Annotated in this window: 21 protein-coding genes; 13 read left to right on the plus strand and 8 right to left on the minus strand. The window is 73.4% G+C overall.

Translation table 11 applies throughout. The features are described from left to right. The first annotated feature begins 105 nt into the window (after window positions 1–105). From NYF13_RS24560 to NYF13_RS24590, 7 genes are all read left to right on the plus strand, one after another. A complete protein-coding gene (locus tag NYF13_RS24560; protein WP_315659992.1) occupies window positions 106–780 on the plus strand; it encodes a TVP38/TMEM64 family protein in 675 nt (224 codons plus the stop codon). Window positions 781–897: 117 nt separating this feature from the next. After that, window positions 898–2,583: a serine/threonine-protein kinase gene (locus NYF13_RS24565; protein WP_315660413.1), complete on the plus strand. Its 1,686-nt coding sequence runs from the start codon at window positions 898–900 to the stop codon at window positions 2,581–2,583. A 35-nt stretch (window positions 2,584–2,618) separates the two neighbouring features. Next, window positions 2,619–2,942: a hypothetical protein gene (locus NYF13_RS24570; RefSeq protein ID WP_396287633.1), complete on the plus strand. Its 324-nt coding sequence runs from the start codon at window positions 2,619–2,621 to the stop codon at window positions 2,940–2,942. Window positions 2,943–2,961: 19 nt separating this feature from the next. Continuing rightward, window positions 2,962–3,390: a peptide-methionine (R)-S-oxide reductase MsrB gene (gene msrB / locus NYF13_RS24575; protein WP_315659996.1), complete on the plus strand. Its 429-nt coding sequence runs from the start codon at window positions 2,962–2,964 to the stop codon at window positions 3,388–3,390. A 238-nt stretch (window positions 3,391–3,628) separates the two neighbouring features. After that, window positions 3,629–4,573: a TIGR04222 domain-containing membrane protein gene (locus NYF13_RS24580; RefSeq protein WP_315659997.1), complete on the plus strand. Its 945-nt coding sequence runs from the start codon at window positions 3,629–3,631 to the stop codon at window positions 4,571–4,573. Between the two features lie 118 nt (window positions 4,574–4,691). Further along, window positions 4,692–5,477, plus strand: a complete 786-nt coding sequence (locus tag NYF13_RS24585; protein WP_315660414.1) for a DUF692 domain-containing protein — start codon at window positions 4,692–4,694, stop codon at window positions 5,475–5,477. A 133-nt stretch (window positions 5,478–5,610) separates the two neighbouring features. Continuing rightward, on the plus strand, window positions 5,611–5,940 hold the full coding sequence (locus NYF13_RS24590; protein ID WP_315659998.1) for a hypothetical protein: 330 nt from the start codon (window positions 5,611–5,613) through the stop codon (window positions 5,938–5,940). 410 nt (window positions 5,941–6,350) lie between these two features. Here the strand turns inward: NYF13_RS24590 and NYF13_RS24595 are convergent, their stop codons facing one another. The 4 genes from NYF13_RS24595 to hemE form a co-directional block, all read right to left on the minus strand. Then, a complete protein-coding gene (locus NYF13_RS24595; RefSeq protein ID WP_315659999.1) occupies window positions 6,351–7,712 on the minus strand; it encodes a CoA transferase in 1,362 nt (453 codons plus the stop codon). A gap of 8 nt (window positions 7,713–7,720) precedes the next feature. Next, on the minus strand, window positions 7,721–8,413 hold the full coding sequence (gene hemQ / locus NYF13_RS24600) for a hydrogen peroxide-dependent heme synthase (RefSeq protein WP_315660001.1): 693 nt from the start codon (window positions 8,411–8,413) through the stop codon (window positions 7,721–7,723). Window positions 8,414–8,505: 92 nt separating this feature from the next. Continuing rightward, window positions 8,506–9,921: a protoporphyrinogen oxidase gene (gene hemG, locus NYF13_RS24605; RefSeq protein WP_315660003.1), complete on the minus strand. Its 1,416-nt coding sequence runs from the start codon at window positions 9,919–9,921 to the stop codon at window positions 8,506–8,508. Beyond that, window positions 9,918–10,976 (minus strand): uroporphyrinogen decarboxylase, encoded by a 1,059-nt coding sequence (gene hemE, locus NYF13_RS24610; RefSeq protein WP_396287634.1) that lies wholly within the window; start codon window positions 10,974–10,976, stop codon window positions 9,918–9,920. The genes hemG and hemE overlap by 4 nt, the downstream gene beginning before the upstream one ends. A 336-nt stretch (window positions 10,977–11,312) precedes the next feature. Between hemE and NYF13_RS24615 the strand changes: the two genes are divergently transcribed. From NYF13_RS24615 to NYF13_RS24640, 6 genes are all read left to right on the plus strand, one after another. Continuing rightward, window positions 11,313–11,876, plus strand: coding sequence for a DUF3000 domain-containing protein (locus NYF13_RS24615; RefSeq protein ID WP_315660005.1), 564 nt, complete (start codon window positions 11,313–11,315; stop codon window positions 11,874–11,876). Window positions 11,877–12,552: 676 nt separating this feature from the next. Further along, the gene (locus NYF13_RS24620) at window positions 12,553–13,269 is read left to right on the plus strand and encodes a response regulator transcription factor (RefSeq protein WP_033291604.1); all 717 of its coding nucleotides are present in this window, start codon (window positions 12,553–12,555) and stop codon (window positions 13,267–13,269) included. 71 nt (window positions 13,270–13,340) lie between these two features. Continuing rightward, a complete protein-coding gene (locus NYF13_RS24625) occupies window positions 13,341–14,606 on the plus strand; it encodes a ribonuclease D (protein WP_315660006.1) in 1,266 nt (421 codons plus the stop codon). A gap of 141 nt (window positions 14,607–14,747) precedes the next feature. Continuing rightward, the gene (locus NYF13_RS24630) at window positions 14,748–15,806 is read left to right on the plus strand and encodes a toll/interleukin-1 receptor domain-containing protein (protein ID WP_315660007.1); all 1,059 of its coding nucleotides are present in this window, start codon (window positions 14,748–14,750) and stop codon (window positions 15,804–15,806) included. A 335-nt stretch (window positions 15,807–16,141) separates the two neighbouring features. Then, entirely contained in the window at window positions 16,142–17,407 is a 1,266-nt protein-coding gene (locus NYF13_RS24635; protein ID WP_315660008.1) for a thiolase family protein, read from the plus strand. Then, window positions 17,404–19,515 (plus strand): 3-hydroxyacyl-CoA dehydrogenase NAD-binding domain-containing protein, encoded by a 2,112-nt coding sequence (locus NYF13_RS24640; RefSeq protein ID WP_315660009.1) that lies wholly within the window; start codon window positions 17,404–17,406, stop codon window positions 19,513–19,515. Before NYF13_RS24635 ends, NYF13_RS24640 begins: the two co-directional genes overlap by 4 nt. Window positions 19,516–19,612: 97 nt before the next feature. Here the strand turns inward: NYF13_RS24640 and NYF13_RS24645 are convergent, their stop codons facing one another. The 4 genes from NYF13_RS24645 to NYF13_RS24660 are packed head-to-tail and all read right to left on the minus strand — an operon-like array spanning window position 19,613 to window position 22,149. Then, the gene (locus NYF13_RS24645) at window positions 19,613–20,014 is read right to left on the minus strand and encodes a PIN domain-containing protein (RefSeq protein WP_315660010.1); all 402 of its coding nucleotides are present in this window, start codon (window positions 20,012–20,014) and stop codon (window positions 19,613–19,615) included. Beyond that, window positions 20,011–20,301, minus strand: coding sequence for a type II toxin-antitoxin system prevent-host-death family antitoxin (locus tag NYF13_RS24650; protein WP_315660011.1), 291 nt, complete (start codon window positions 20,299–20,301; stop codon window positions 20,011–20,013). The genes NYF13_RS24645 and NYF13_RS24650 overlap by 4 nt, the downstream gene beginning before the upstream one ends. A gap of 31 nt (window positions 20,302–20,332) precedes the next feature. Beyond that, the gene (locus NYF13_RS24655) at window positions 20,333–21,475 is read right to left on the minus strand and encodes a HAMP domain-containing sensor histidine kinase (protein WP_315660012.1); all 1,143 of its coding nucleotides are present in this window, start codon (window positions 21,473–21,475) and stop codon (window positions 20,333–20,335) included. Beyond that, window positions 21,472–22,149: a response regulator transcription factor gene (locus NYF13_RS24660; RefSeq protein ID WP_315660013.1), complete on the minus strand. Its 678-nt coding sequence runs from the start codon at window positions 22,147–22,149 to the stop codon at window positions 21,472–21,474. Before NYF13_RS24660 ends, NYF13_RS24655 begins: the two co-directional genes overlap by 4 nt. Window positions 22,150–22,184: the final 35 nt, after the last annotated feature.

A 22,184-nucleotide genomic window follows, 5' to 3' on the forward strand; every position in this document is an offset into this window, starting at 1 on the left:
CGGACCGTCACCCCACCGGCACCGGACCCGGCCGCGTCCCCACCCCGGACCCCGGCCGCCCGCCTCCCCCACGGTGCGGCCAGCCGGTGCCCTACCGTGGAGGGGGTGTCCGGCCGAACCAAGCTGATCCTCGCGCTCACCGTGCTCGCCCTCTTCGCGGCGGCCGCAGTGGTGCTGCCGATCCCGGGCCCGGCCGATCTCCGGCGCTGGGCCGCGGCGACCGGCCCGGCCACGCCGCTGCTCCTGCTGCTGGCCTACTCCCTGCTGACCGTCGTGCCGATCCCGCGCACGGTGTTCAACCTCGCCGCCGGGCTGCTGGTCGGCACGGTGGCCGGGATCGCCATCGGCCTGGTGGCGACCACGATCGCCGCCGCGCTGTCGTTCGGGCTGGCCCGGCTGCTGGGCCGCGACCTGGTCACCCGGCACCTGCACCGCGCGCCGGTCCGCCGGGTCGACGAGCGGCTCTCCGGAGGTGGGACGCTGGCCATCACGTCGTTGCGGCTGATCCCCGTGGTGCCGTTCGCGCCGCTGAGCTACCTGTGCGGCGTCTCGTCCGTCCGGCTGGTCCCGTACCTGGTGGGAACCGCTCTGGGTAGCGTCCCGGGCACGGTCGCGGTGGTGATCCTCGGCGACGCGCTGACCGGCGACACGCCGCCCGCGTTGCTGGCCTGTTACGGCGTCTTCGCCCTGGCCGGGGTGATCGGCCTGGTCAGGGTGGTGAACCGGCGCACGCCGGCGCCCGGGGCCGAGGAGGCGGCGGCGCCGGCACCGGCTGGCTGACGACGGCCCCGCCCGCCCGACCGCTACACTCGTTCGGGTGCGCGAGGGCCATCCGCGCTGCGCAGGACCACGATCACCGGGATTTCGTCAGGAGCGGTCGCCATCGACACCGGTCAGCTGATCGCGGGGCACTACCGCCTCGTCGAGCACATTGGTAGCGGTGCCATGGGAGTGGTGTGGCGCGCCGTCGACGTGCGCCTGGAACGGTCGGTGGCGATCAAGCAGATCCTGCCGCAGCCCGGTGTGTCCGAGGCCGAGCGCGACAACATGCGCCAGCGGGCCATGCGCGAGGCCAAGAACGCCGCCCGCCTGCAGCACCCGAACGCCATCGTGGTGTTCGACATCGCCGAGCACAGCGGCGACCCGTGCCTGGTGATGGAGTACCTCGACGGCCCGAGCCTCTCGGCCGTGCTGGCCGAGCAGGGCACCCTGCCGGTGGGCCAGGTCGCGCGGATCGGCGAGCAGGTCGCCGCGGCGCTGGTCGCCGCGCACCGCGCCGGGATCGTGCACCGCGACGTCAAACCGGGCAACATCCTGATCGACGAGACCGGCACCGCGAAGATCACCGACTTCGGCATCTCCCGCGCCGCGGGGGACATGACCCTCACCCAGACCGGGCTGATCGGCGGCACCCCGGCCTACCTCGCCCCCGAGCTGGCCCGTGGCGCCGATCCGGTGCCCAGCTCCGACGTCTTCGCCCTGGGCGCCACCCTGTACCAGGCGATCGAGGGCCAGACGCCCTACGGCAACACCACCAACCAGCTCGCCCTGCTCTACGCGGCCGCGAACGGCCAGATCAACCCGCCGACCCAGGCCGGGCCGGCCACCGCGCTGCTGATGAGCCTGCTGCGCAGCGAGCCCGCCGAGCGCCCGAGCATGGCCGAGGCCCGGGAGCGCCTGGCCGCGCTGACCGCGGGTGAGCCCACCCCGCCGATGACCCCGATGCTGCTGTCCGGCAACCAGGGCGATCGCCTCGGCGCGCGACCGCCGTGGCAGCGCGCGGAAGCCCAGGCCGCCGCGCCCGCGCCGATCCCGGCGCAGAAGGCACCGTCGAACCCGCCGCGCACGCCGACGGCCGCCTTCACGCCGATGCGCTCGCCGGCCGCCCCGCCGCAGAACCAGCCTCCGCCGCGCCCGGTCACCGCCGTCCAGCCGGCCCCGGCGCGGCCGGCGCCGGTCCGGTCCCCCGTACCGCCCCGCACCCCCGCCACCACCGCGGCCGCCCCCGGCTCCTCGGACGGCAAGCCCGCCGACGGCAAGCGCAAGGCCGCCCTCCTGGCCGGTGGCGCGGCCGCCGTGGTCGTCGTCGCGGTGGTCCTGTTCCTGGTGCTGAACAACGGCAGCGGCGGCGACCAGGGCCCCGCCACGGCGGTCCAGCCGCCGCCCGCTTCGACCTCCGCGCCCGCGTCCAGCTCGAAGGCCGCGCCGTCGAGCTCCGCGGCTCCACCGACGGGCTCCAACGGCAACGTCGCGTGGCAGCCCGCCGGCGGCCGGGTGGTGGAGTTCTACTCCGCGGCCGGCAGCAATCCGGCCGCGGCGTGGGCCATGCTGACTCCGGGCGTCCAGGCGAACTACGGCGACGTCGGTGCCTTCACCGCGTACTGGGGCCAGCACAAGCCCGAGTCGTACAAGGGCGCCTCGGCCTACAAGCGGGCGAACAACCCGGACGGCTCGGTCGACATCCAGATCAGCCTGACCGTCGACGGTACGAACATGCAGCAGATCGTCCGGGTCCTCGCGGCCCAGGACGGCACCCTGCTGCTCAGCAGCGACCCCCGGCCGGGCAGCTCGCCGGGTCAGTGACCCTCGCCGCTTCGGGAGTGTGCTGATCAGGCCGGATGGCCTACCGTGGGGGCATGGCCGAGAGCGCTGCTGTGCCACCGGGCTGGAATCCCCGTTTCCACGAGGACCTCGTCGGGCTCGACCCGCACGATCCCGAGGCCCGCGCGTTCGCGGCCCACCTGGACCGGATGGAGCACACCGGGCCCACGTTCACCGTCGAGGCCTGCCTGGACCAGGTGGGCGACTTCGCCGATTCCAGCAACCGCCTCGGCGGCCTGCGCTACTGGGTGTCCGCGTTGATCGTGGTGCTCATCGTGTTCGGCGTGATCGTCACCGCATGGGACATCGTGGCCCACGCGATCACCTTCCTGCGGGGGTAACGTGGGACGGGTGAAAGGTATGAAACCCGTCGTCGGCACCACGCCCCGCGTGGTGAAGTCCGAGCAGGAGTGGCGTGCGGAGCTGAGTCCCGAGGAGTACGCGGTGCTCCGCCAGGCCGGTACCGAGCAGCCGTTCGTCGGCGAATACACCGACACCAAGACCACTGGCGTCTACGAGTGCCGGGCCTGTGGCGCCGAGATCTTCCGCAGCGACACGAAGTTCGAGAGCCACTGCGGCTGGCCGTCGTTCTACGACCCGGCCGACTCCGACGCCGTGCTGCTGCGCGAGGACCGGGCCATGGGCATGCGCCGCATCGAGGTGCTCTGCGCCTCCTGCCACAGCCACCTCGGCCACGTCTTCGAAGGCGAAGGCTACGAAACGCCGACCGACCAGCGCTATTGCATCAACTCGATCTCCATGAAGCTCGTCCCCGCACCCCCGGCCTAGATTCGAGGCCGGACCGGGCAACCACCGCCCTCCCCGAAGCGTGTCTGCTGCACAACGGCACGCGCCGGGGAGGGCGGTTCCGCGACCGGGTCCGGACAAGCCGACGGCGTGCTCCTGACCGTTGCGGCGGCGGCGATCGACGGAACCGGAAGGGTCTCGGCGCCGTCAGTTCTACCGGCCCGAACGGGCGAAACGGACGGGTAGGGTCCACCGACCCGGAGCACGAGGGGGGCGCACCATGAACGAGCCGTGGGGTATTTCGGGACCGCAGTTCCTGCTGCTGTACGGACTGACGCTGGCGGTGCTGGTGGTCCTGCAGCTGTTCCTGCCGGCCCTCGTCCGCGCGCGGACCCACCCATCGACGTCCACACACGACGGTTCGATGCCCGGTGTCTACCCGCTGGCCTACCTCGCCGGCGGTGTCCCCCGCGCGATCGACGCGGCGATCGCGGCGCTGGTCGAACGCGGTCTGCTTCGGGTGAACAGCTACCGCCAGCTGAGCGCGGCGGGCGAGCGCCCGCAAGAGCCGCTGGAGCGCGCGGTCCACGCCGCCGCGAAGACCGCCAACCGGAGCATGACCACCACTGAGCTGCGGATGCGGGTGCTGGACGCCCCGGCGGTGAAGGCGATCGAGGCGGACCTGGACCGCCGTGGACTGCTCCTGCCCGAGGACGGGGCCATGAAAGTCCGGAAGGCGGTGTTCCTGGCGTATGGGCTGCTCCTGGTGATCGGCGTGGTGCGGCTGGTGAACGGGATAGCCCTCGACCGTCCGGTGGGCGGGCTCATCCTGCTGCTGATCCTCGCGCTCGTGCTCACCCTCCTGGCCCGCGCGGCCCGCGGCTGCAAGCGCCGCCGCCGCCCGACTCCGGCCGGCCAAGCCCTGGTCGACCGGGCCCGAGCCGACCTGCGCGCGGCCGAGCGCCCGGAGGAATTCGCCCCGGCCGCCCACGGCACCGCCCTCTTCGCCGGCGCCGCGGCCGCCGTCGCCCTCGGCGGGCTCGCCATGTACCCGGACGAGGAACTGAGCACAGCCCTGTCCTCCCCCGGCTGGTCCGGCGGCTGGTCCGGCGGCGGGGGCGGCTCGTCCGGTGGCTCTTCGTCGTGCAGCAGTAGCTCTTCCTGCAGCAGCGGTTCCTCCTGCAGCAGCGGCTCTTCCTGCGGCGGCGGAGGCTGTGGTGGCTGAGCCGAGCCTCACGGACCGCCCCGAACCGGCGACCCCGGCCGGCGCGGTCGAGGACCCCGGCGCGGTAGCGCGAACCAGACCGGCGACAGCACCGGGCGGCGGTGGTTCCCGGCTCGGTATCGGCATCGGGTGGCGGGCGGAGCTGGACCGGTCGATCGCGCGGATGCCCGGGGTCGACTGGGTCGAGGTGGTGGCGGAAAACCTGCACGCCCCGCACCTGCCCGAAAGCCTTTTGGCCCTGCGGGAGCGGGGGAAACCGGTCCTGCCGCACGCCGTCTCGCTGTCGTTGGGCGGGGCGGAGCCGCTGGAGACCGGGCGGGTCGAGCACTTAGCCGAATTGGCCCGGGCGCTCGACGCGCCGCTGGTAAGCGACCACGTGTGCTTCGTCCGCGCCGGCGGCCTCGACTCCGGGCACCTGATGCCGGTACCACGCACGCGCGAGGCGCTGGACGTGCTGGTGGCGAACGTGCGGCTGGCCCAGTCCATAGTGGAGGTACCGTTCGCGGTGGAGAACATCGCCGCGCTGCTGGAGTGGCCGGAGAACGAGCTGACCGAGGAGCAGTTCCTCACGGAACTGACCGAGCGCACCGGCTGCCTGCTGATCATCGACGTCGCGAACCTGTACGCCAGCGCCCGCAACGTCGGCACCGACCCGGCCGCCTTCCTCGACGGGATCCCCTGGGAGCGCCTGGCTTACGTGCACATGGCCGGCGGCATCGAGCGCGACGGCGTCTACCACGACACCCACGCCCACCCGGTGCTCCCGCCGGTGCTCGACCTGCTCGCCGAACTGTGCCGCCGCACCGACCCGCCCGGCGTCCTCCTGGAACGCGACGACGACTACCCCACCGACACCGAACTGATCGCCGAACTGGCCACCCTCCGTGCCACGGTGCAGCCGTGAACCCACTGGCCGCGGCTCCGGCCCGCGGAACCGGCACACCGCCCACCGGATCACGCCACGGCCGGCAGCCACCTCGCCACCGGCCGGGTGGCACTGTGAGCGGCGAAAACCCCGCCACCCGCCAGGAGGAACTGTGAGCCGCGAGGATCTCGCGGCGCGTCAGGCGGCCTTGCTCGAGGCGCTGCTCACCGACGCGCCCACCCCGCCCGGCTTCGACTCGGTCCGGCTGCGGATCGAGGCCGACGTGCTGCTGACCAAGCGGCGCAAGCTCGTCGCCCATCTGCGGCCCGACCTGCCCGAAACCCTGGGCGAACGGTTCCGCCCGCTGTTCGGCGCCTACGCAGCCGAGCACCCGAAGGCCGTGACCGTGCGCGCCCGCGAGTACGCCGACGCCTTCTCCACCTGGCTCATCGCCCGCGGCGAACTGCCAAAACCCCGCCGGCTCCGGCGCTGGAAACCCTGACCGGGACCCGAGCCGCCCGCCCGGTCCCGCAACTGGCCGAGCCGCCCCCTCGACCACCCGGCGAGCCCTGCCGCCCCGGCCAACCCGCCGGACCACCGGACTGGCCAACCGGCAAATCCCGCCACACCAACCTCTCGCTCGGTCACCCCGGCGAGCCCCGCCGCGCCAACCACCCACGCGGTCACCCCGGCTAACCCCACCAAGCCAACCACCCACGCAGTCACCCCGGCGAACGCCGCTGCGCCAGCCACCCACGCGGTCACATCGGCTAACCCCGCCGTGCTAGCCATCCACGCGGTCACATCGGCTAACCCCGCCGTGCCAACCACCCACGCGGTCACCCGCACGAACCCAGCCGGGCCAGTTCGGCCGAATGACCATGGCACGGCCCGCCCGCCCGCCCGGAATTCCTACGGCAGGTGCCACATCGCGGTATCGGCCCCCGGCCGGTGCGAGGCGTGGTCCCAGTGCGGCGGCGCGCCCGGGAGCACCCCCGCCATCTTCACCCGGGTCATTCGGCCGAAGTCGCTGTCCACGTCCTCCAGCAGGTCGGAGAAGTCCACTTCGGACGTCACGCTTTCCTTGCGCCCCAGCGAGTCCAGCCAGCGCCCCGTGCCTGCCAATGACAGCCGGGCCTGCCAGGTGCCGCCCTCGGTCACGGTGCGGCGAAGGGCCGTCATGACCGCCGCGGCGGCGAGCCAGCCCGTGGCGTGGTCCAGGGCCTGTGCGGGCAGCGGAACCGGGCCGTCGGCGCCGGCGACGCGGGCGCCCTCCTCCGCGATGCCGGACGAGAGCTGCACCAGGCTGTCGAAACCCCGCCGCCGCGCCCACGGGCCCTGCCAGCCGTAGGCCGACAGGTCGGCGATGACCAGCCCGGGGCGCAGCTCGGCCAGCTGTTCCGGGCCGAAACCGATCCGCGCGAGCGCGCCCGGCCGGAACGACTGCACCAGCACATCGGCCCGCGAGACGAGCTTCTTCAACCGCGCCCGGCCGCCCTCGGTGTCCAGCGCGACGAACGAGGAACGCTTGCCCTGCCCCGTGTCCATCGTCAGCACCGGGATGCGCGGCAGGTGCGCCGCACCGACGTGCACCACGTTCGCGCCGTGCGCGGCCAGCACCCGGCCCGCGACGGGGCCGGCCAGCACGTGCGTCAGCTCCAGCACCCGGACCCCGCCCAGCGGCCGGTCCGAGTCGTACAGCAGCCGCTTCGGCGCGTCACCGATCCGCCGCAGCTCCGCCACCGGGAGGTCCGCGACGGCCTCGCCCTGCGGGTGGGCGAGCCAGTCCTCGCGCGAGCGCATCAACGCCGCCGCGCCACCCGCGGCCACCACGGCGGACTCCACCTCGGCCGCGGTCTTGGCCGCCACCGTCTTCGCCACGGACTCGCGGCTCGCCGGCACGCCCAGGGCCCAGCAGACCGCGGCCTCGTGCCGCCGGTAGTTGCAGTGCAGCTTCACCCAGCCGTCGCCGGCCCGGTAGTCACCGGACAGCGGACCCCACGGATCCGGAGCGGGCTCGCCGTCCACCCGCAGGTGCCGCTCGCTCCGGAACGCGGCCGCGGCGTGCCGCGCGTCCACCCCGACCACGCCGGGCTCGATACCGCGCAGCTTCAGCATTTCCGCCGCCGCGAGCGTGGCGGCCGCGACCGACGACGTGGCCGCCGCCGCCACCCGGAACGGGCCGGGCAACACGTTTTCGTCACCGCCGACGCCGGCGGCCGGCAGTGCATCGCCGGTGAGCGTCTGCCAGACCCCGGCCAGCACGTCTTCCACGGCGGCGGTTACGGCAGGGCCGCGACGAGCTCGGCCGGCGGCACGCGGGTGCCGGTGTAGAACGGGATCTCCTCGCGCACGTGCAGCCGCGCCTCGGTCCCGCGCAGGTGGCGCATCAGGTCGACGATGCGGTGCAGCTCGTCGGCCTCGAAGGCCAGGATCCACTCGTAGTCGCCGAGCGCGAAGGAGGCCACGGTGTTGGCCCGCACGTCCGGGTAGTCCCGCGCCTCCTTGCCGTGGTCGGCGAGCATCTTGCGGCGCTCTTCGTCGGGCAGCAGGTACCACTCGTAGGAGCGGACGAACGGGTACACGCAGACGTACTTGCGGGCCGGCTCGCCCGCGAGGAACGCCGGGACGTGGCTCTTGTTGAACTCCGCGGGCCGGTGCAGCGCGGTCTGGCTCCACACCGGGGTCGAGGCGCGCCCCAGCGGCGTGCGGCGGAAGCCCGCGTACGCCGCCTGCACCTGCTCGATCTCCTCGGCGTGCCACCAGATCAGGTAGTCGGCGTCGGCCCGCAGCGCGGCCAGGTCGTAGACCCCGCGCACCACCACGCCCTTGGCCTCGAGCCCCTCGAGGTACTCGGTGGTCTCGCGGCCCGCCGCGCCGCGGTCCTCGCCCAGCCGCCCCGGCTCGACCCGGAAGACCGACCAGGTGGTGTAACGGATGCTGTCGTTGAGCTCGTTGTAGTTCAGCCGCGCCATGCCTCCATCCTGGCACTGCGCGATGCCCGGGCGCCAAGCGCCTCCGCCGGACTGTGGACAACCCGCCCGCGAGCGCCCGGCCTGTGGACAACTCAGTCCCGTAGCTGGTCCGCGATCCGCCGCGCGGCGGCGTCGGCGGTGGCGACGCAGGCGGGCAGCCCCACGCCGTGCAGGGTGGCGCCCGCCACAGCGAGACCCGTCACCCCGGCGACCGCGCGCTCGATCCGCTCGACCCGCCCGAGGTGCCCCACGCCGTACTGCGGCAGCCCGCCACCCCAGCGCGTGACGAGGGTGTCGACCGGTTCGGCGGTCACGCCGGTCAGCCGAGCGAGGTCGTCGCGGACCACCCGGACCAGGCCGGCGTCGTCGCCGTTCAGCGCGCCGGGCTCGCCGAAACGGCCGACGGAACCGCGGACCAGGACCGGGCCCGCGCCGCTGTAGTGCGCCCACTTGTTGGAAGAGAAGGTGAACGCTTTCGCCGCGTACGGCACGCCCGAAGCGTCTCGCTCCCCCGCACCGATCAGGATCCCCGACGCGTCCGGCAGTTCCGTACCCGGCGGCAGCGCCAGCGCGACCACGGCCATGGACGCCAGCTCCACCTCGCCGAACGCGGTCGACGCGGCTGGGGCGACGTCGGCGAGCAGCCGACGCGCGGCCGGCGCGGGCACGGCGAGCAGCACCGCGTCGACCTCCAGCGGGGTGTCCGCGGGCGCGTGCGCCGGTGCGGCTGCCCCGAAGTCGAGCCGCCAGCCCGTGGCGGTCCGGGTCAGCGCGCGCACGGTCGCGGACGTTCGCAAGGTCGCGCCGGACAGTTCCAGCAGCCGTTCGAGCAGCCCGGACAGACCGCCGGCCAGCGTGCCGAACACCGGCGCGGGACGGCCCGGCGTCCCGGGCAGCAGCGAAGCCGCCGCCTCGGTGAGCGAGCCCGCGCCCGCGGCGACGGCTTCGGCCAGGCCGGGCATGGTCGCGCGCAGGCCGAGGCCGTCGGCGCCCCCCGCGTAGACCCCGCCGAGCAGCGGGTCGACCAGCCGGTCCACCAGCTCGTCGCCGAACCGGCGGCGCAGCAGCGGGCCGAGCGCAACGTCGTCGCCGGCCAGGTCCACCGGTCCCAGCGAGCGTTCCTCCTCCACGGCGCGGCGGCCGGGCTCGGACAGCACCCCGGCGACCGAATCGGCCGACGCGGGCACGCCCATCACCGTGCCCGGCGGCAGGCCCAGGACCGTGCCGCCGGCGTGGATCTTCGCGCGCGCCTTCGTGGGGTGCACCAGACGCTCGCCGAGGCCGGCCTCGGCCACCAGCGACGTCACCTCCGGCCGCCGCACCAGGAACGCCTCGGCGCCGACGTCGTAAGGGACACCGCCGACTTCGGCCGTGCGCAGCTTGCCGCCGATCGCGGACGTGCTTTCGAAGACGGTGATCGCGACCTCGTCGCCGAGCAGCACGCGCAGCCGGTGGGCCGCGGCCAGCCCGGAGATGCCGCCGCCGACGACGGCGACCCGGCGGGTCACAGCGAGTGCACCAGCTCGACCACCCGGGTCAGCACCTCGGGCTCGACGCCGGGCAGCACGCCGTGGCCCAGGTTGAACACGTGTCCGCGGGCCGCACGGCCCTCTTCGACGATGCGGCGGACCTCGGCCTCCAGCACCGGCCACGACGCGTGCAGCAGCGCCGGGTCGAGGTTGCCCTGGACCACGGCCGAGCCGCCGAGCCGCCGCACGGCCTCGTCCAGCGGGATCCGCCAGTCGACGCCCATCACGTCCGCGCCGGCCTCGCGCATCGCGACCAGCAGCTCACCGGTGCCCACACCGAAGTGGAACCGGGGCACGCCGTAGTCCGCGACGCCGGAGAGCACCTTCGCCGAATGCGGCAGGACGAACTCGCGGTAGTCGCGCTCGGACAGCGCCCCCGCCCACGAGTCGAACAACTGCATCGCGTCGGCACCCGCGTCGAGTTGCGCGCGCAGGAAGGTCAGCGCGATGTCGGCGAGGTGGCCCGCCAGCTCGTGCCACAGCGCGGGCTCGGAGTGCATGAGCGCCTTGGTGTGCTCGTGGTTGCGGCTCGGCCCGCCTTCGATGAGGTAGCTGGCCAGCGTGAACGGCGCTCCCGCGAAGCCGATCAGCGGCGTCGGTCCCAGCCGCTCCACCAGCAGCCCGATCCCCTCGGCCACCCGCGCCACCTGCTCCGGCTCCAGCAGCGGCAGCGCCCGCACGGCGGCGGTGTCGCGCACCGGCGCGGCCACCACGGGCCCGGTGCCCGGCACGATGTCGATGTCCACGCCCGCCGCCTTCAGCGGCACCACGATGTCGCTGAACAGGATGGCCGCGTCCACGCCGTGCCGCCGGACCGGCTGCAGCGTGATCTCGGCCAACATCTCGGGATCGAAGCACGCGTCGAGCATCGCCACGCCTTCGCGCAGCTTGCGGTACTCCGGCAGCGAACGTCCGGCCTGGCGCATGAACCAGACGGGGGTGCGGTCCGGCCGCTGCCCGCGGGCCGCCGCCAGGAACGGCGACTCCCCGAGGTCACGACGGGTCGGGGCAGGCGAGGGAGGAAGCTGGGGCACGGGTTCCATCGTCCCACCCGCCTCCCACCCGGCCGGGGCGGGGCGGTGCCGGGTGGTGGCCGGCGGTGGGAGGTGGGGTGCCCCTCGTGGCCCAGCCCGCCCCGGACCGATGCCCCCTTCGCGGCCGGGACCCCACGCCCCTTTACTCCGGTTGTAGTGCGCTCTCCCAGACCACTACAACCGGAGTGAATAGCCCCTGAGGCGCCCACCAGCACCAGGCCGCCCAAGATCGGCGGGAACGGGTCGACAACGTCGTCATCGCGGGGGTTCGGCCGGTCGGGGGTCCCTCGGCGCGCCTGCGTCCGCAACCGGGCTTGGCCGCCCTACAGTCGTTCTGTGACCGCGATGACGCCAGTGCCCGAGCTCTTCCGCGAAGCCGTCGCGGCGCTGCAGTCCGTCCGGCCCCGTCCGGAGGTGCAGCTGGAGACCATGCGCGCGCCCCAGCGGCTGGCGCCGTGGTCGTACGCGGTGAGCTGCGAGGTGTCCGGTCCGGCCGACGTGCTCGCGTCCGGGCGGCTGGTCCTGCTGCACGACCCGGACGGCCAGGAGGGCTGGGACGGGGTGCTGCGCGTGGTCGTGTACGTGCGGGCGGAGCTGGACAACGAGCTGGCCACCGACCCGTTCCTGCCGGGCGTCGGCTGGTCGTGGCTGACCGACGCGCTCGAGGCGTCCGGCGCGAGCTGGACCGCGCTGGGGGGCACGGTCACCGAGACCTCCTCGGCCCGCTTCGGCGACATCGCCGAACCGGCTCGCACCGATGACCTGGAGCTGCGGGCTTCCTGGACGCCCACCGACGCGGCGCTGCAATCCCACGGGTACGCGTTCTGCCAGGTCATGGCGAGCGTCGTGGGCCTGCCGCCGGTCGGCGTGACGCTGTTCGAGCAGCGTCAGAGCTCCTGATTCCGGGATTTCACCCGGTCGGGACGACCGCGAACCAGCCTTCCGCGCCCTGAGCAGGCCCTGACCGGCCTCCGCGTGGCCTGGACAACTGCGGACCGGGAGCGCACCGCCCGCGATCCTGAGGCCGTTTCACGTCCCTCCACCTGGGGCCGCACGGGCTAGCACGGGCGGACGTTCACTTTGGTGAAGACCCCTTGATCACCCGGCGTCATCCCCTGGTCACGGTCGCAGTGCCGCCGGCCGGGGCGGCGCCGAGGGCCGCGGCGGTCACCGAGCGCAGCGGCGGGACCGCCCGGGCAAACGTGAATAAAGATGATCTTGCCCCGGCCGGGGCCGCTTTCCGGGCCTTGGCCGACCGGCTCCGGAGCATCCGGGCGGAAGCATCCGCAGCTGCACGGCCCATCTGCACGACCGTTTCGGCTCCGGTAACTCTGTTGCATCGCCCCGGTGGGCCGATGCGTTAGCGAGCAGCTCGGTACTAGCCCGATCGTGTTACAACGAATTCCCTGAGTGACGAGCGGTTTCAGATAGATACCCATTCGATCCCCCCGCAACGGCCGCAGGGCGGCTACAGTGCCTTCGACGACACCACTTTCGGTCTAAAGCTGGCGCGGCTGAACGGCCGAAAGTCCCGGTGCCGGTCGGGGGGCACGACCGACTCCAGGGAGGTAGTGACGTGGCTACCGTCGGCTTATCTCAGGCCGTTCGATCCACGCCAGCCGGTGCTTTGCCGGCGAGCATGGTTCCGCATCCGCGGGAAGAGCTTTTTTCCGTGCTGGTGGTCGATGACCACCCGCTGTTGAGGGAGGCAATCGCAGCAAGACTCGCACAGATGGGTGCGGGTACCGTCCACGAGGCCGCCACGGTGGCCGAGGCGAGGGCGCGAGCGCAGGCCACCGGGCCGTGCGACCTGGCGATCCTCGATCTCGGACTGCCGGACGGCAGCGGCATCGAGCTGGTTACGGAACTCCGTAGCCACGGCTGGCCTCGTGTGGTGGTGCTCGCATCGTCCGACGACCCGTACGCGGTCAGGTCGGCGTTCCAGGCCGGTGCCCAGGCATACCTGCTCAAGTCCGCTTCACCGGTCGTGGTGACCGACGGCGTGCGCAGGGTCCTGGAAGGCGGCGTGTACGCCGATCCGAGCGTGGCCCCGGTCCTGGCGACCGGCACGCGGGTCGCGGGCACCGACAACACCCCGCGCGAGCTGTCCGCCCGCGAGGTCGAGGTCCTGCAGCTCGTCGCCGACGGGCAGTCCAACAAGGAGATCGGGGAGGAGCTTTCGCTCTCCGCTCTCACCGTCAAGTCGCACCTCTCCCGGATCGGGCGCAAGCTCGGCACGGGTGACCGGGCCCAGATGGTCGCGCTGGCCATGCGAGCCGGTGTGATCCGCTGACGAAGGCGAACGAAGTCCCTGCGGGACGGGCGGACCAGGCGCGGTACGCCCGTCCCGTAGGGTCCTCACCCATGGAAAGCAGTGCACAGGCGGACGGCGCCCGGACCGGAGACCACCCCACCGAGGCCGCCGGATCACCTGTACTGCTACGTGAGCCCGCGGAAGGCACCCCACCCGTGGTGACCGATGCGGCCGCCCTGGCCGAAGCGTGCGCGCGGCTCGCCGCCGGGACCGGCGCCGTGGCCGTGGACACCGAACGGGCCTCCGGCTACCGCTACTGGCCCAAGGCCTACCTCGTCCAGCTCCGCCGGGCCGGCTCCGGCACGGTGCTGGTCGACCCGATCGCGCTCGAAGGCGAGCTGGCGCCGCTGCGCGAGGTCCTCAACGACACCGAGTGGGTGCTGCACGCCGCGTCCCAGGACCTGCCGTGCCTGGCCGAGCTGGACCTGCACCCCCGATCCCTGTTCGACACCGAGCTGGCCGGACGGCTGGCGGGCTACGAGCGGGTCGCGCTCGGCACGCTGGTCGAGCTGCTGCTCGGGTACACCCTGGAGAAGGGCCACAGCGCCGCGGACTGGTCGAAGCGGCCGCTGCCGGTCGACTGGCTCAACTACGCCGCCCTGGACGTCGAGCTGCTGAACGAGCTGCGCGAACGGCTCGAAGGGGAGCTGGCGGAGCAGGGCAAGCTGGAGTGGGCGCGGCAGGAGTTCGAGGCCGTCCGCACCGCCCCTGCACCCGCGCCGCGCGCCGAGCCGTGGCGCCGGACCTCCGGGGTGCACAAGATCCGCAGCCCGCGCGGCCTCGCCGCCGTGCGCGAGCTGTGGCAGGCCCGGGACGAGCTGGCCCGCAAGCGCGACCGCGCGCCGAGCCGGGTGCTGCCGGACAGCGCGATCATCAACGCCGTGACGGCCGATCCGAAGACCGTCGAGGAACTGCAGACCCTGCCGGTGTTCAGCGGCCGGGTGCAGCGCAAGTACACCGCGAGCTGGCTGCGCCACCTGCAGGCGGCGAAGGCGCTCCCGGCCGGCGAACTGCCGGCGGCGGCCCAGCCCAACGACGGCCCGCCGCCGGTCAACCGCTGGGCCGACAAGGACCCGGACGCGGCGGCCCGCCTGTCCGCGGCCCGCGCCGCCCTCGCGGCCATCGCCGAGGAGCGGCGGCTGCCGGTGGAGAACCTGATGCTGCCCGACCTGGTCCGCCGCACCTGCTGGCGGCCACCGGCCACGGTGTCGGAGGACGCGGTCGCCGAAACCCTGCGCGCGGGCGGTGCGCGTCCTTGGCAGGTCGAGCTCACGACGGCCGCGCTGGCCAAGGCGCTGCAGGCGGTCGCCTCCTAGCAGGTTTTTCGGGAGACCGGTCTCGCGACCGGCCAACGCGCGGACTCCAGGACTCGACAGTTCCCGGTCAGCTTCCCGTCACGGCTGTTCCGGCTCGCCGGCCGCGGCTTACCGTGGCGGGACCAGCCAGTGGAGGTGCGCGTGACCGAGTTCGTGTCCGACCGGCCCGCGGTCCGGTGTTTCCTGAGCTTCACGCACGAGGACGACAGCCTCTTCGACGGTTTCATCACCCCGCTCCGGCAGAAGCTGCAGCAATACTGCGCGGCGGGCCACGGCCGCAAGGTCGACCTGTTCGTCGACCGCGAAACCATCACCTGGGGTCAGGACTGGCGGCGCGGCATCGAAGAGGGCCTCGACGCGGCGACGGTCTTCATCCCCGTCGTGACCATGCACTACTTCCTGGAGAGCCCGGCCTGCCGAGACGAGCTGCTCGCCTTCTACGCCCGGGCGAAGGAGCTCGGCCTGACCGACCTGATCCTCCCGCTGATCATCGCCGGGCACGACTTCCTGACCGAGGACAGCGACGACGCGTGCATCCGGGTCATCGAGAAGCTGCAGTACGTCGACATCCAGGACGCCGTGGTCGCGGGGGCGGGGAGCGCGCGGTTCCGGGACACGGTCAAGATCGTCGCGGGCAAGCTGATCCAGGCGGTCGAGAACGCGGAAAGGCGGCTCACCTGGCCCGGCGCGCCGGAGCCCGGCGGAGGCGACTTCGAGCGGCGGATGGGCGAGCTGGGCGGGCTGGTCGCGAGCCGGGCCCGGGAGTTCGACACGGTCCTGGGCACGATCACCGCACTGGTCACGGACGGGCGGGCGGGTGGGCAGAGCCGGGCGGACCGGGCGGCCGAGGCCCAGCGGATCGGGCCGCTGGCGGTCACCGCGCGCCGGATCGGCACCGATTTCGAGCTGGCCGCCGCCGAGGTGGAGGCGGCCGTGCGCGCCTACCTGCGGGACCTGGCCGTGCGAGGCGATCTGGAGCAGGCCGAGTCGGCGCGCGCCGAGTACGCGCAGCTCGCCGGGGACCTGGACCGGCTGGCCGCGGTCGAGACCTCGGTCTCCGGGTTCCTCGCGGGCACCGGGCAGTACGAGGAGGCCGTCTACGCTCCCCTGCGCGCCGCCCTCGGCCCGTTGCGGCTGGGCGCGCAGTCGTTCCAGCTCGGCGTCCGGACCCTGCGGCGGCTGCGCGAGGCCAAGGTCTAGCGGCGGCCGGGCGAGCCGCTCCCGCGGAAAGCCCGGTGCGGACGATCCGGCCCGCGACCACCTGGGCTCAGCGCGGTAGGGCCCACGCGATGGGCGGGCCCGGTGGCGGCCGGTTCTCCCGGGCCTGCCCGGCCGGGCCTCGCGCCGTTGCCCGGCTGCTTCCACGGCGTGCGCGCGGTGCGCCCCATGCGGCTGACGGCTCGGCGACCGCGGCCGGGTCCGGGTTCGGCCCCACCCGTGTGCCGTCGCCCACTCGACCGGGCCACTCCCCTGGTTACCGGCGGGTAACAAGGGCTACCCTGCGGTCAGCATTTCTGTCTACTTCAGGAGCATTCGTGGCCGCACCAGGTACGCCGCCGCTTGCGCCGAACGCGCGAGGGGTACGGAACGTCGTGTTCGTCGAAGGGGTACGGACCCCCTTCGGCAAGGCGGGCGACAAAGGCATGTACGCCGGGACCCGCGCGGACGACCTCGTCGTCAACGCCATCCGGGAGCTGCTGCGGCGGCACCCGGAGCTGCCGCCGGAGCGGGTGGACGAGGTCGCCATCGCCGCGACCACGCAGATCGGCGACCAGGGCCTGACCATCGGGCGCGCGGCCGCGCTGCTGGCCGGGCTGCCGAAATCGGTGCCGGGCTACGCCATCGACCGCATGTGCGCGGGCGCGATGACGGCCGTCACCACCGCCGCGGGCGGGATCGGCTTCGGCGCCTACGACATCGCCATCGCCGGCGGGGTCGAGCACATGGGCCGGCACCCGATGGGCGAGGGCGTGGACCCGAACCCGCGCATCATCGCCGACAAGCTGGTCGACCCGACCGCGCTGGTCATGGGCCAGACCGCGGAGAACCTGCACGACCGGTTCCCCGGGATCACCAAGGAGCGCACCGACGCCTACGCCGCGCGCAGCCAGGAGCGCTACGCCGAGGCCGTCAAGACCGGCAAGATCGGCCCGGAGCTGGTGCCGGTCGCCACCCGTGCCCCGGCGGCCGGTTCGCCCGCGGCGGGAAGCATCGCGGGCTGGGGACTCGCGACCGAGGACGAGCCGCCGCGCCCGGGCACGACCGTCGAGCAGCTGGCCAAGCTGAAGACGCCGTTCCGGCCGCACGGCCGGGTGACCGCGGGCAACGCCGCGGGGCTGAACGACGGGGCCACCGCCGCGATCCTCGCCGACGAGGAGACCGCCCGCGAGCTGGGCCTGCCGGTCGCGATGCGGCTGGTCGGCTACGCCTTCGCCGGGGTGGAGCCGGAGGTCATGGGCATCGGCCCGGTGCCAGCGACCGAGAAGCTGTTCGCGCGCACCGGCCTGTCGATCGACGACATCGGCCTGTTCGAGATCAACGAGGCGTTCGCGGTGCAGGTGCTCGCGTTCCTCGACCACTTCGGCCTCGACGACGAGGACCCGCGGGTCAACCGGTGGGGCGGCGCGATCGCCTGCGGCCACCCGCTGGCCTCCTCCGGCGTCCGGCTGATGACGCAGCTCGCGCGCCAGTTCGCCGAGCGCCCCGACGTCCGCTACGGCATGACGACGATGTGCATCGGCATCGGCATGGGCGGCACCGTGATCTGGGAAAACCCGGCGTTCGAGGGGACGAAGCCATGACTTTCACCGCAGACGAGGCGAAGGCCGCGTTCCCGGACGAGGTGGTCACCACCGCCGTCACCAACCTGGTGAAGGTGCCGGGGCTGGCCGGGGCGGTCGCGCTGATCACCCTGGACAACGGGCACGACCACACCCGGCCGAGCACCTTCGGCCCGCAGGGACTGGTGTCGCTGAACGCCGCGCTGGACCGGGCCTTCGAGGCCGAGCCGGCCGCGATCGCGGTCACCGGCAAGCCGTTCATCTTCGCCGTCGGCGCCGACCTGTCCGGGATCGAGGCCGTGGCGGACCCGGACCTGGCGCGCCGGATCGCGCAGACCGGGCACGACGTGTTCCGCCGGCTGACCGAATCGAAGATCCCGACCTTCGGCTTCATCAACGGCGCGGTGATGGGCGGCGGGCTCGAGCTCGCCCTGTCGTGCCACTACCGGACGCTGTCGGAGAACACCGCCGCGATCGCGTTCCCGGAGGTCTTCCTCGGCCTGTTCCCGGGCTGGGGCGGCACGCAACTGCTGCCGAACCTGATCGGGCCGGACGCCGCCGTCACCGTGATCATCGAGAACGCGCTGGCGCAGAACAAGATGCTGAACGTCTCGAAGGCGGCCGAGCTCGGCCTCACCGACGTGGTGCTCGGCTCGGCCGACTACCTCGAACAGTCGCTGCTGTGGCTGGCGAAGGTGGTCAACGGCGAGCTCACCCCGGCGCGGCGGGAGATCGACCGCGGCGCGGAGTGGGACAGCGCGATCGCGCGGGCGAAGTCCATCGTGGACGGTCGCACGCACGGCGCCTCGCCCGGCGCCACCAAGGCCGTGGAGCTGCTGGAGCTGGCCCGCGCCGGCGATCTCGACCGCGGGTACGCCGCCGAGACCGACGGGCTGGCCGAGCTGCTGATGTCCGACGAGCTGCGGGCCGGGCTGTACTCGTTCAACCTGGTCAACAAGCGCGCGAAGCGGCCGGCCGGCGCCCCGGACAAGTCCTTGGCGCGCAAGGTGAACAAGGTCGGCATCGTCGGCGCCGGCCTGATGGCCAGCCAGCTCGCACTGCTGTTCGTGCGCCGCCTCAAGGTGCCGGTCGTGCTCACCGACGTCGACCAGGCGCGCGTGGACAAGGGCGTGGGCTACGTCCACGAGGAGATCGACAAGCTGCTGGCCAAGAAGCGCCTGTCCCCGGACGGGGCGAACCGGCTCAAGGCGCTCGTCTCCGGCTCGCTCGACCAGGCCGCGTTCGCCGACGCCGACTTCGTGATCGAGGCGGTGTTCGAGGAGCTGGGCGTGAAGCAGCAGGTGTTCGCCGAGCTGGAGCGGCACGTCTCGCCCGAGGCGATCCTGGCGACGAACACCTCCTCGCTGTCGATCAGCGCGATGGCTTCCCGGTTGCAGCACCCCGAGCGCGTGGTCGGCTTCCACTTCTTCAATCCGGTGGCCGTGCTGCCGCTGCTGGAGATCGTGCGCGGCGAGAAGACCGACGACGCGGCGCTGGCCACCGCGTTCTCGGTCGGCAAGCAGCTCAAGAAGTCGAGCGTGCTGGTCAAGGACGCCACCGCGTTCGTGGTCAACCGGCTGCTGCTGCGGTTCCTCGGTGAGGTGCTGGTCGCGGTCGACGAGGGCACGCCGTTCGAGGTCGCCGACTCCGCTTTGGAGCCGCTCGGCCTGCCGATGTCCCCGCTGACGCTGATGCAGCTGGTCGGCCCGGCGATCGCCCTGCACGTGGGCGAGACGCTGCACGGCTCGTACCCGGACCGCTTCACCGTGAGCGAGAACCTGGCCAAGTTCGTGCAGGCGGGGAAGAAGGGCGTCTGGACCTGGGACGCGGCCGGGAAGCAGTCGATCGACCCCGAGGTGGAGCGGCTGTGGACGCGCGGTGACTCGCCGTCCACCGCCGAGCAGGTGCGCGAGCGCGCGCTGGCGGCGATCGCCGAGGAGATCCGCATCATGCTGGACGAGGGTGTGGTCGCCGAAGCCCAGGACATCGACCTGTGCCTGATCCTGGGCGCGGGCTGGCCGTTCTGGAACGGCGGCATCACGCCGTGCCTGGACCGCTCGGGCGTTTCGGAGCGGGTGAACGGCAAGCCGTTCCTCGCGCCGGGCGTCGCGTCGGTGCCCACGGCCTGAACCCCCGCCGGGGCGGCGCGTCGTGCACCGGCGCCCGCCCCGGCTTTCCGGAGACGGCCGGGCCGGGGCTTGTTCGCGGTCCGAGCGGCGGTCCGGCTCAGAGGTCGACCACCTGCAGCAGCCGCTCCAGGCCGGTGAAGTCCTTGCCGTTGCGGGTCAGCAGGGGCAGCCGGTGCACGGCCGCGGTCGCGGCGATCTGCAGGTCCATCCGGCGGGGGCGGGGGTTGCGCCCGCCGCGGCGGACCAGGGCCGCCATGGTGCCGTACACCTTGGCCGCGGCGGTGTCGAAGGGCAGCACCTCGAAGTGGTCGAGCACGGCGTAGAACCGCTCGGTCCGGTCCCGGCGGCCGATCGGGTCGTCGACGTCCAGCCCGTAACCCAGCTCCGCCACCGTCACCGCGCTCACGGCCGGACGGGCCTCGGCGTACGGGCCCAGGTCGAGCCGTTCGAGGTCGATCACCGCGCAGGTGTCGAGCAGCACCCGGGGCACGGGGCTCACCGCCCGCCCTCGGTGACCAGCGGGTCGTCCTCGCCGAAGACCCCGTCGGCCGCCTCGCGCTCGCGGCGCCATTCGGCACTGTCCATCGGGGACAGCCGCCCGAAGCTCACCTGGACCTCGCGCAGGGTCCGGCCGCGGTCCACCGGGCCGAGGTGCGGCACCAGGTCGGCGACCGGTTTCCCGTTGCGGGTCACGGTGAAGCTTTCGCCCGCCTCGACCCGGCGCATGATCTCCGCGTTGTCGTTGCGGAGCTCGCGCTGGCCGATGACGGCTTCCGGGGTGCTCATGGGACCATGGTAGCGCTTTGGCGAGATTGTGCTACATCTGCGCTACGCCCGGGCCGGCCGGCAGGTGCACCGCCACCGTCAGCCCGCCGCCCACCACCGGTTCGGCGGTGACCGTGCCGCCGTGGGCCTGGACCGCCGCGCGGACGATGGAGAGGCCGAGGCCCGCACCGGTGCGGGCCGTTCGGGCGACGCCGGCGCGGCGGAACGGCTCGAACAGCTCCGGCACCGCCCCCGGGTCCAGCAGCCCGCCCGAGGAGCGCACCCGCAGCAGCGACCACTGCGGACCGGGCTGGGTGTGGACTTCGAGCCAGCCGCCGTCGACGTTGTGGCGCACGGCGTTCTCCACCAGGTTGCCCGCGATCCGCTCCAGCAGCGCGGGATCGCCGTAGGCCGGGGCGCCGGCCACCCGGAAGTCCGCGCGCAGGGCGCGGGCCGCGGCCTCGGCGCGCACCGCGGCCCAGGCCCGCTCGACCAGCACGGCGAGGTCGACCTGCTCGCGCACCACGAGCCCGGCGCCGTCGGTGCGGGCCAGCAGCAGCAGCGAGTTCACCAGCTGCCCGGCCCGGTCGGTGGCGTCGCGGACCACCCCGCCCATGCGGCGCAGCTCGGCCTCGTCGGCCTGCTCGTCGGACAGGGTCACGTCCAGCTCGGTGCGGATCACCGACAGCGGGGTGCGCAGCTCGTGGCTGGCGTTCGCGACGAAGTGCCGCTGCGCGTCGAACGCCGCCTGCAGCCGGTCGAGCATGTCGTCGAAGGTGCGGGCCAGCTCGGCCAGCTCGTCGCGCGAGCGGATCCCGCCGATCCGCTCCCCCATCGACTCCACAGACAGCCGCCGGGCGGTGCCGGTGATCTCGCGCAGCGGCAGCAGCACGCGGGAGGTGAAGGTCCAGGCCAGGATCGCGGCCGCGGCCACCACGAAGCAGAAGGACAGCGAGCCGAACACGAGCACCCGGTTCACCGCGTGGCCGCGCAGGTGCTCGGCGAGGGTGGAGGCGTCGACGTCGACCCCGTCCACCCGCACGATCGTGCCGGGCGGCAGGTGCGGCACGGCGGACACCGCGTCGCCGACCAGCGACCAGGCCAGCCAGAGCAGCAGCAGCCCGGCCGCGGCCACCAGCACGGTGGCCAGGATCGTGACCCGGGCCCGCAGGCTGCGTGTCCCGGGCAGGTTCACTCGGCGCCGGCCGCCGGATCCGGCACCCGGTACCCCGAGCCGACCACGGTCTCGATCACGCCCGGCTCGCCCAGCTTCTTCCGCAGGGTCATCACGGTGACCCGCACGGTCGTGGTGAACGGGTCGGCGTTCTCGTCCCACACCCGCTCCAGCAGTTCCTCGCTGCTGACCACCGAGCCCGCCGCGGACAGCAGCACCTCGAGCACGCCGAACTCCTTGCGGGTCAGCTCGACCGGGCCCCCGGCCCGGCGCACGGTGCGCTTGGCCGGGTCCAGCTCGACGTCGGCCGCGGTCAGCAGCGGCGGCGCCGCCGGGGTCGCGCGCCGGCCGAGCGCGCGCACCCGAGCCACCAGCTCGGGGAAGGCGAAGGGCTTGGCGAGGTAGTCGTCGGCGCCGAGGGACAGCCCGTCCACCCGGTCGGAGACGGAGCTGCTCGCGGTCAGCATCAGCACCCGGGTCAGCTCGCCGGACGCGACGATCTCCCGGCACAGCTCGTCGCCGGACATCCCGGGCAGGTCCCGGTCGAGCAGGATCACGTCGTACCGCGTGACGGACGACTTCTCGTGCCCGTCGTCGCCGGTCAGCGCGACGTCCACCGCCATGCCCTCACGACGCAGCCCGCGGGCGATCGCGTCGGCCAAGGGCTCTTCGTCTTCGACTACCAGAACACGCACGACACCACAATCCCACAGTTTCCTGAGAGCGCCTG

The organism is Amycolatopsis sp. PS_44_ISF1, from assembly GCF_032335455.1.
GTDB lineage: Bacteria > Actinomycetota > Actinomycetes > Mycobacteriales > Pseudonocardiaceae > Amycolatopsis.

Bases quoted from the DNA above. Each gene is read 5' to 3' on its own strand.
- NYF13_RS24580 (WP_315659997.1), top strand. From the start codon at position 3,629: ATGAACGAGCCGTGGGGTATTTCGGGACCGCAGTTCCTGCTGCTGTAC.
- NYF13_RS24640 (WP_315660009.1), top strand. From the start codon at position 17,404: ATGACTTTCACCGCAGACGAGGCGAAGGCCGCGTTCCCGGACGAGGTG.
- NYF13_RS24625 (WP_315660006.1), top strand. From the start codon at position 13,341: ATGGAAAGCAGTGCACAGGCGGACGGCGCCCGGACCGGAGACCACCCC.
- NYF13_RS24650 (WP_315660011.1), bottom strand. From the start codon at position 20,301: ATGAGCACCCCGGAAGCCGTCATCGGCCAGCGCGAGCTCCGCAACGAC.
- NYF13_RS24570 (WP_396287633.1), top strand. From the start codon at position 2,619: ATGGCCTACCGTGGGGGCATGGCCGAGAGCGCTGCTGTGCCACCGGGC.
- msrB (WP_315659996.1), top strand. From the start codon at position 2,962: ATGAAACCCGTCGTCGGCACCACGCCCCGCGTGGTGAAGTCCGAGCAG.
- hemQ (WP_315660001.1), bottom strand. From the start codon at position 8,413: ATGGCGCGGCTGAACTACAACGAGCTCAACGACAGCATCCGTTACACC.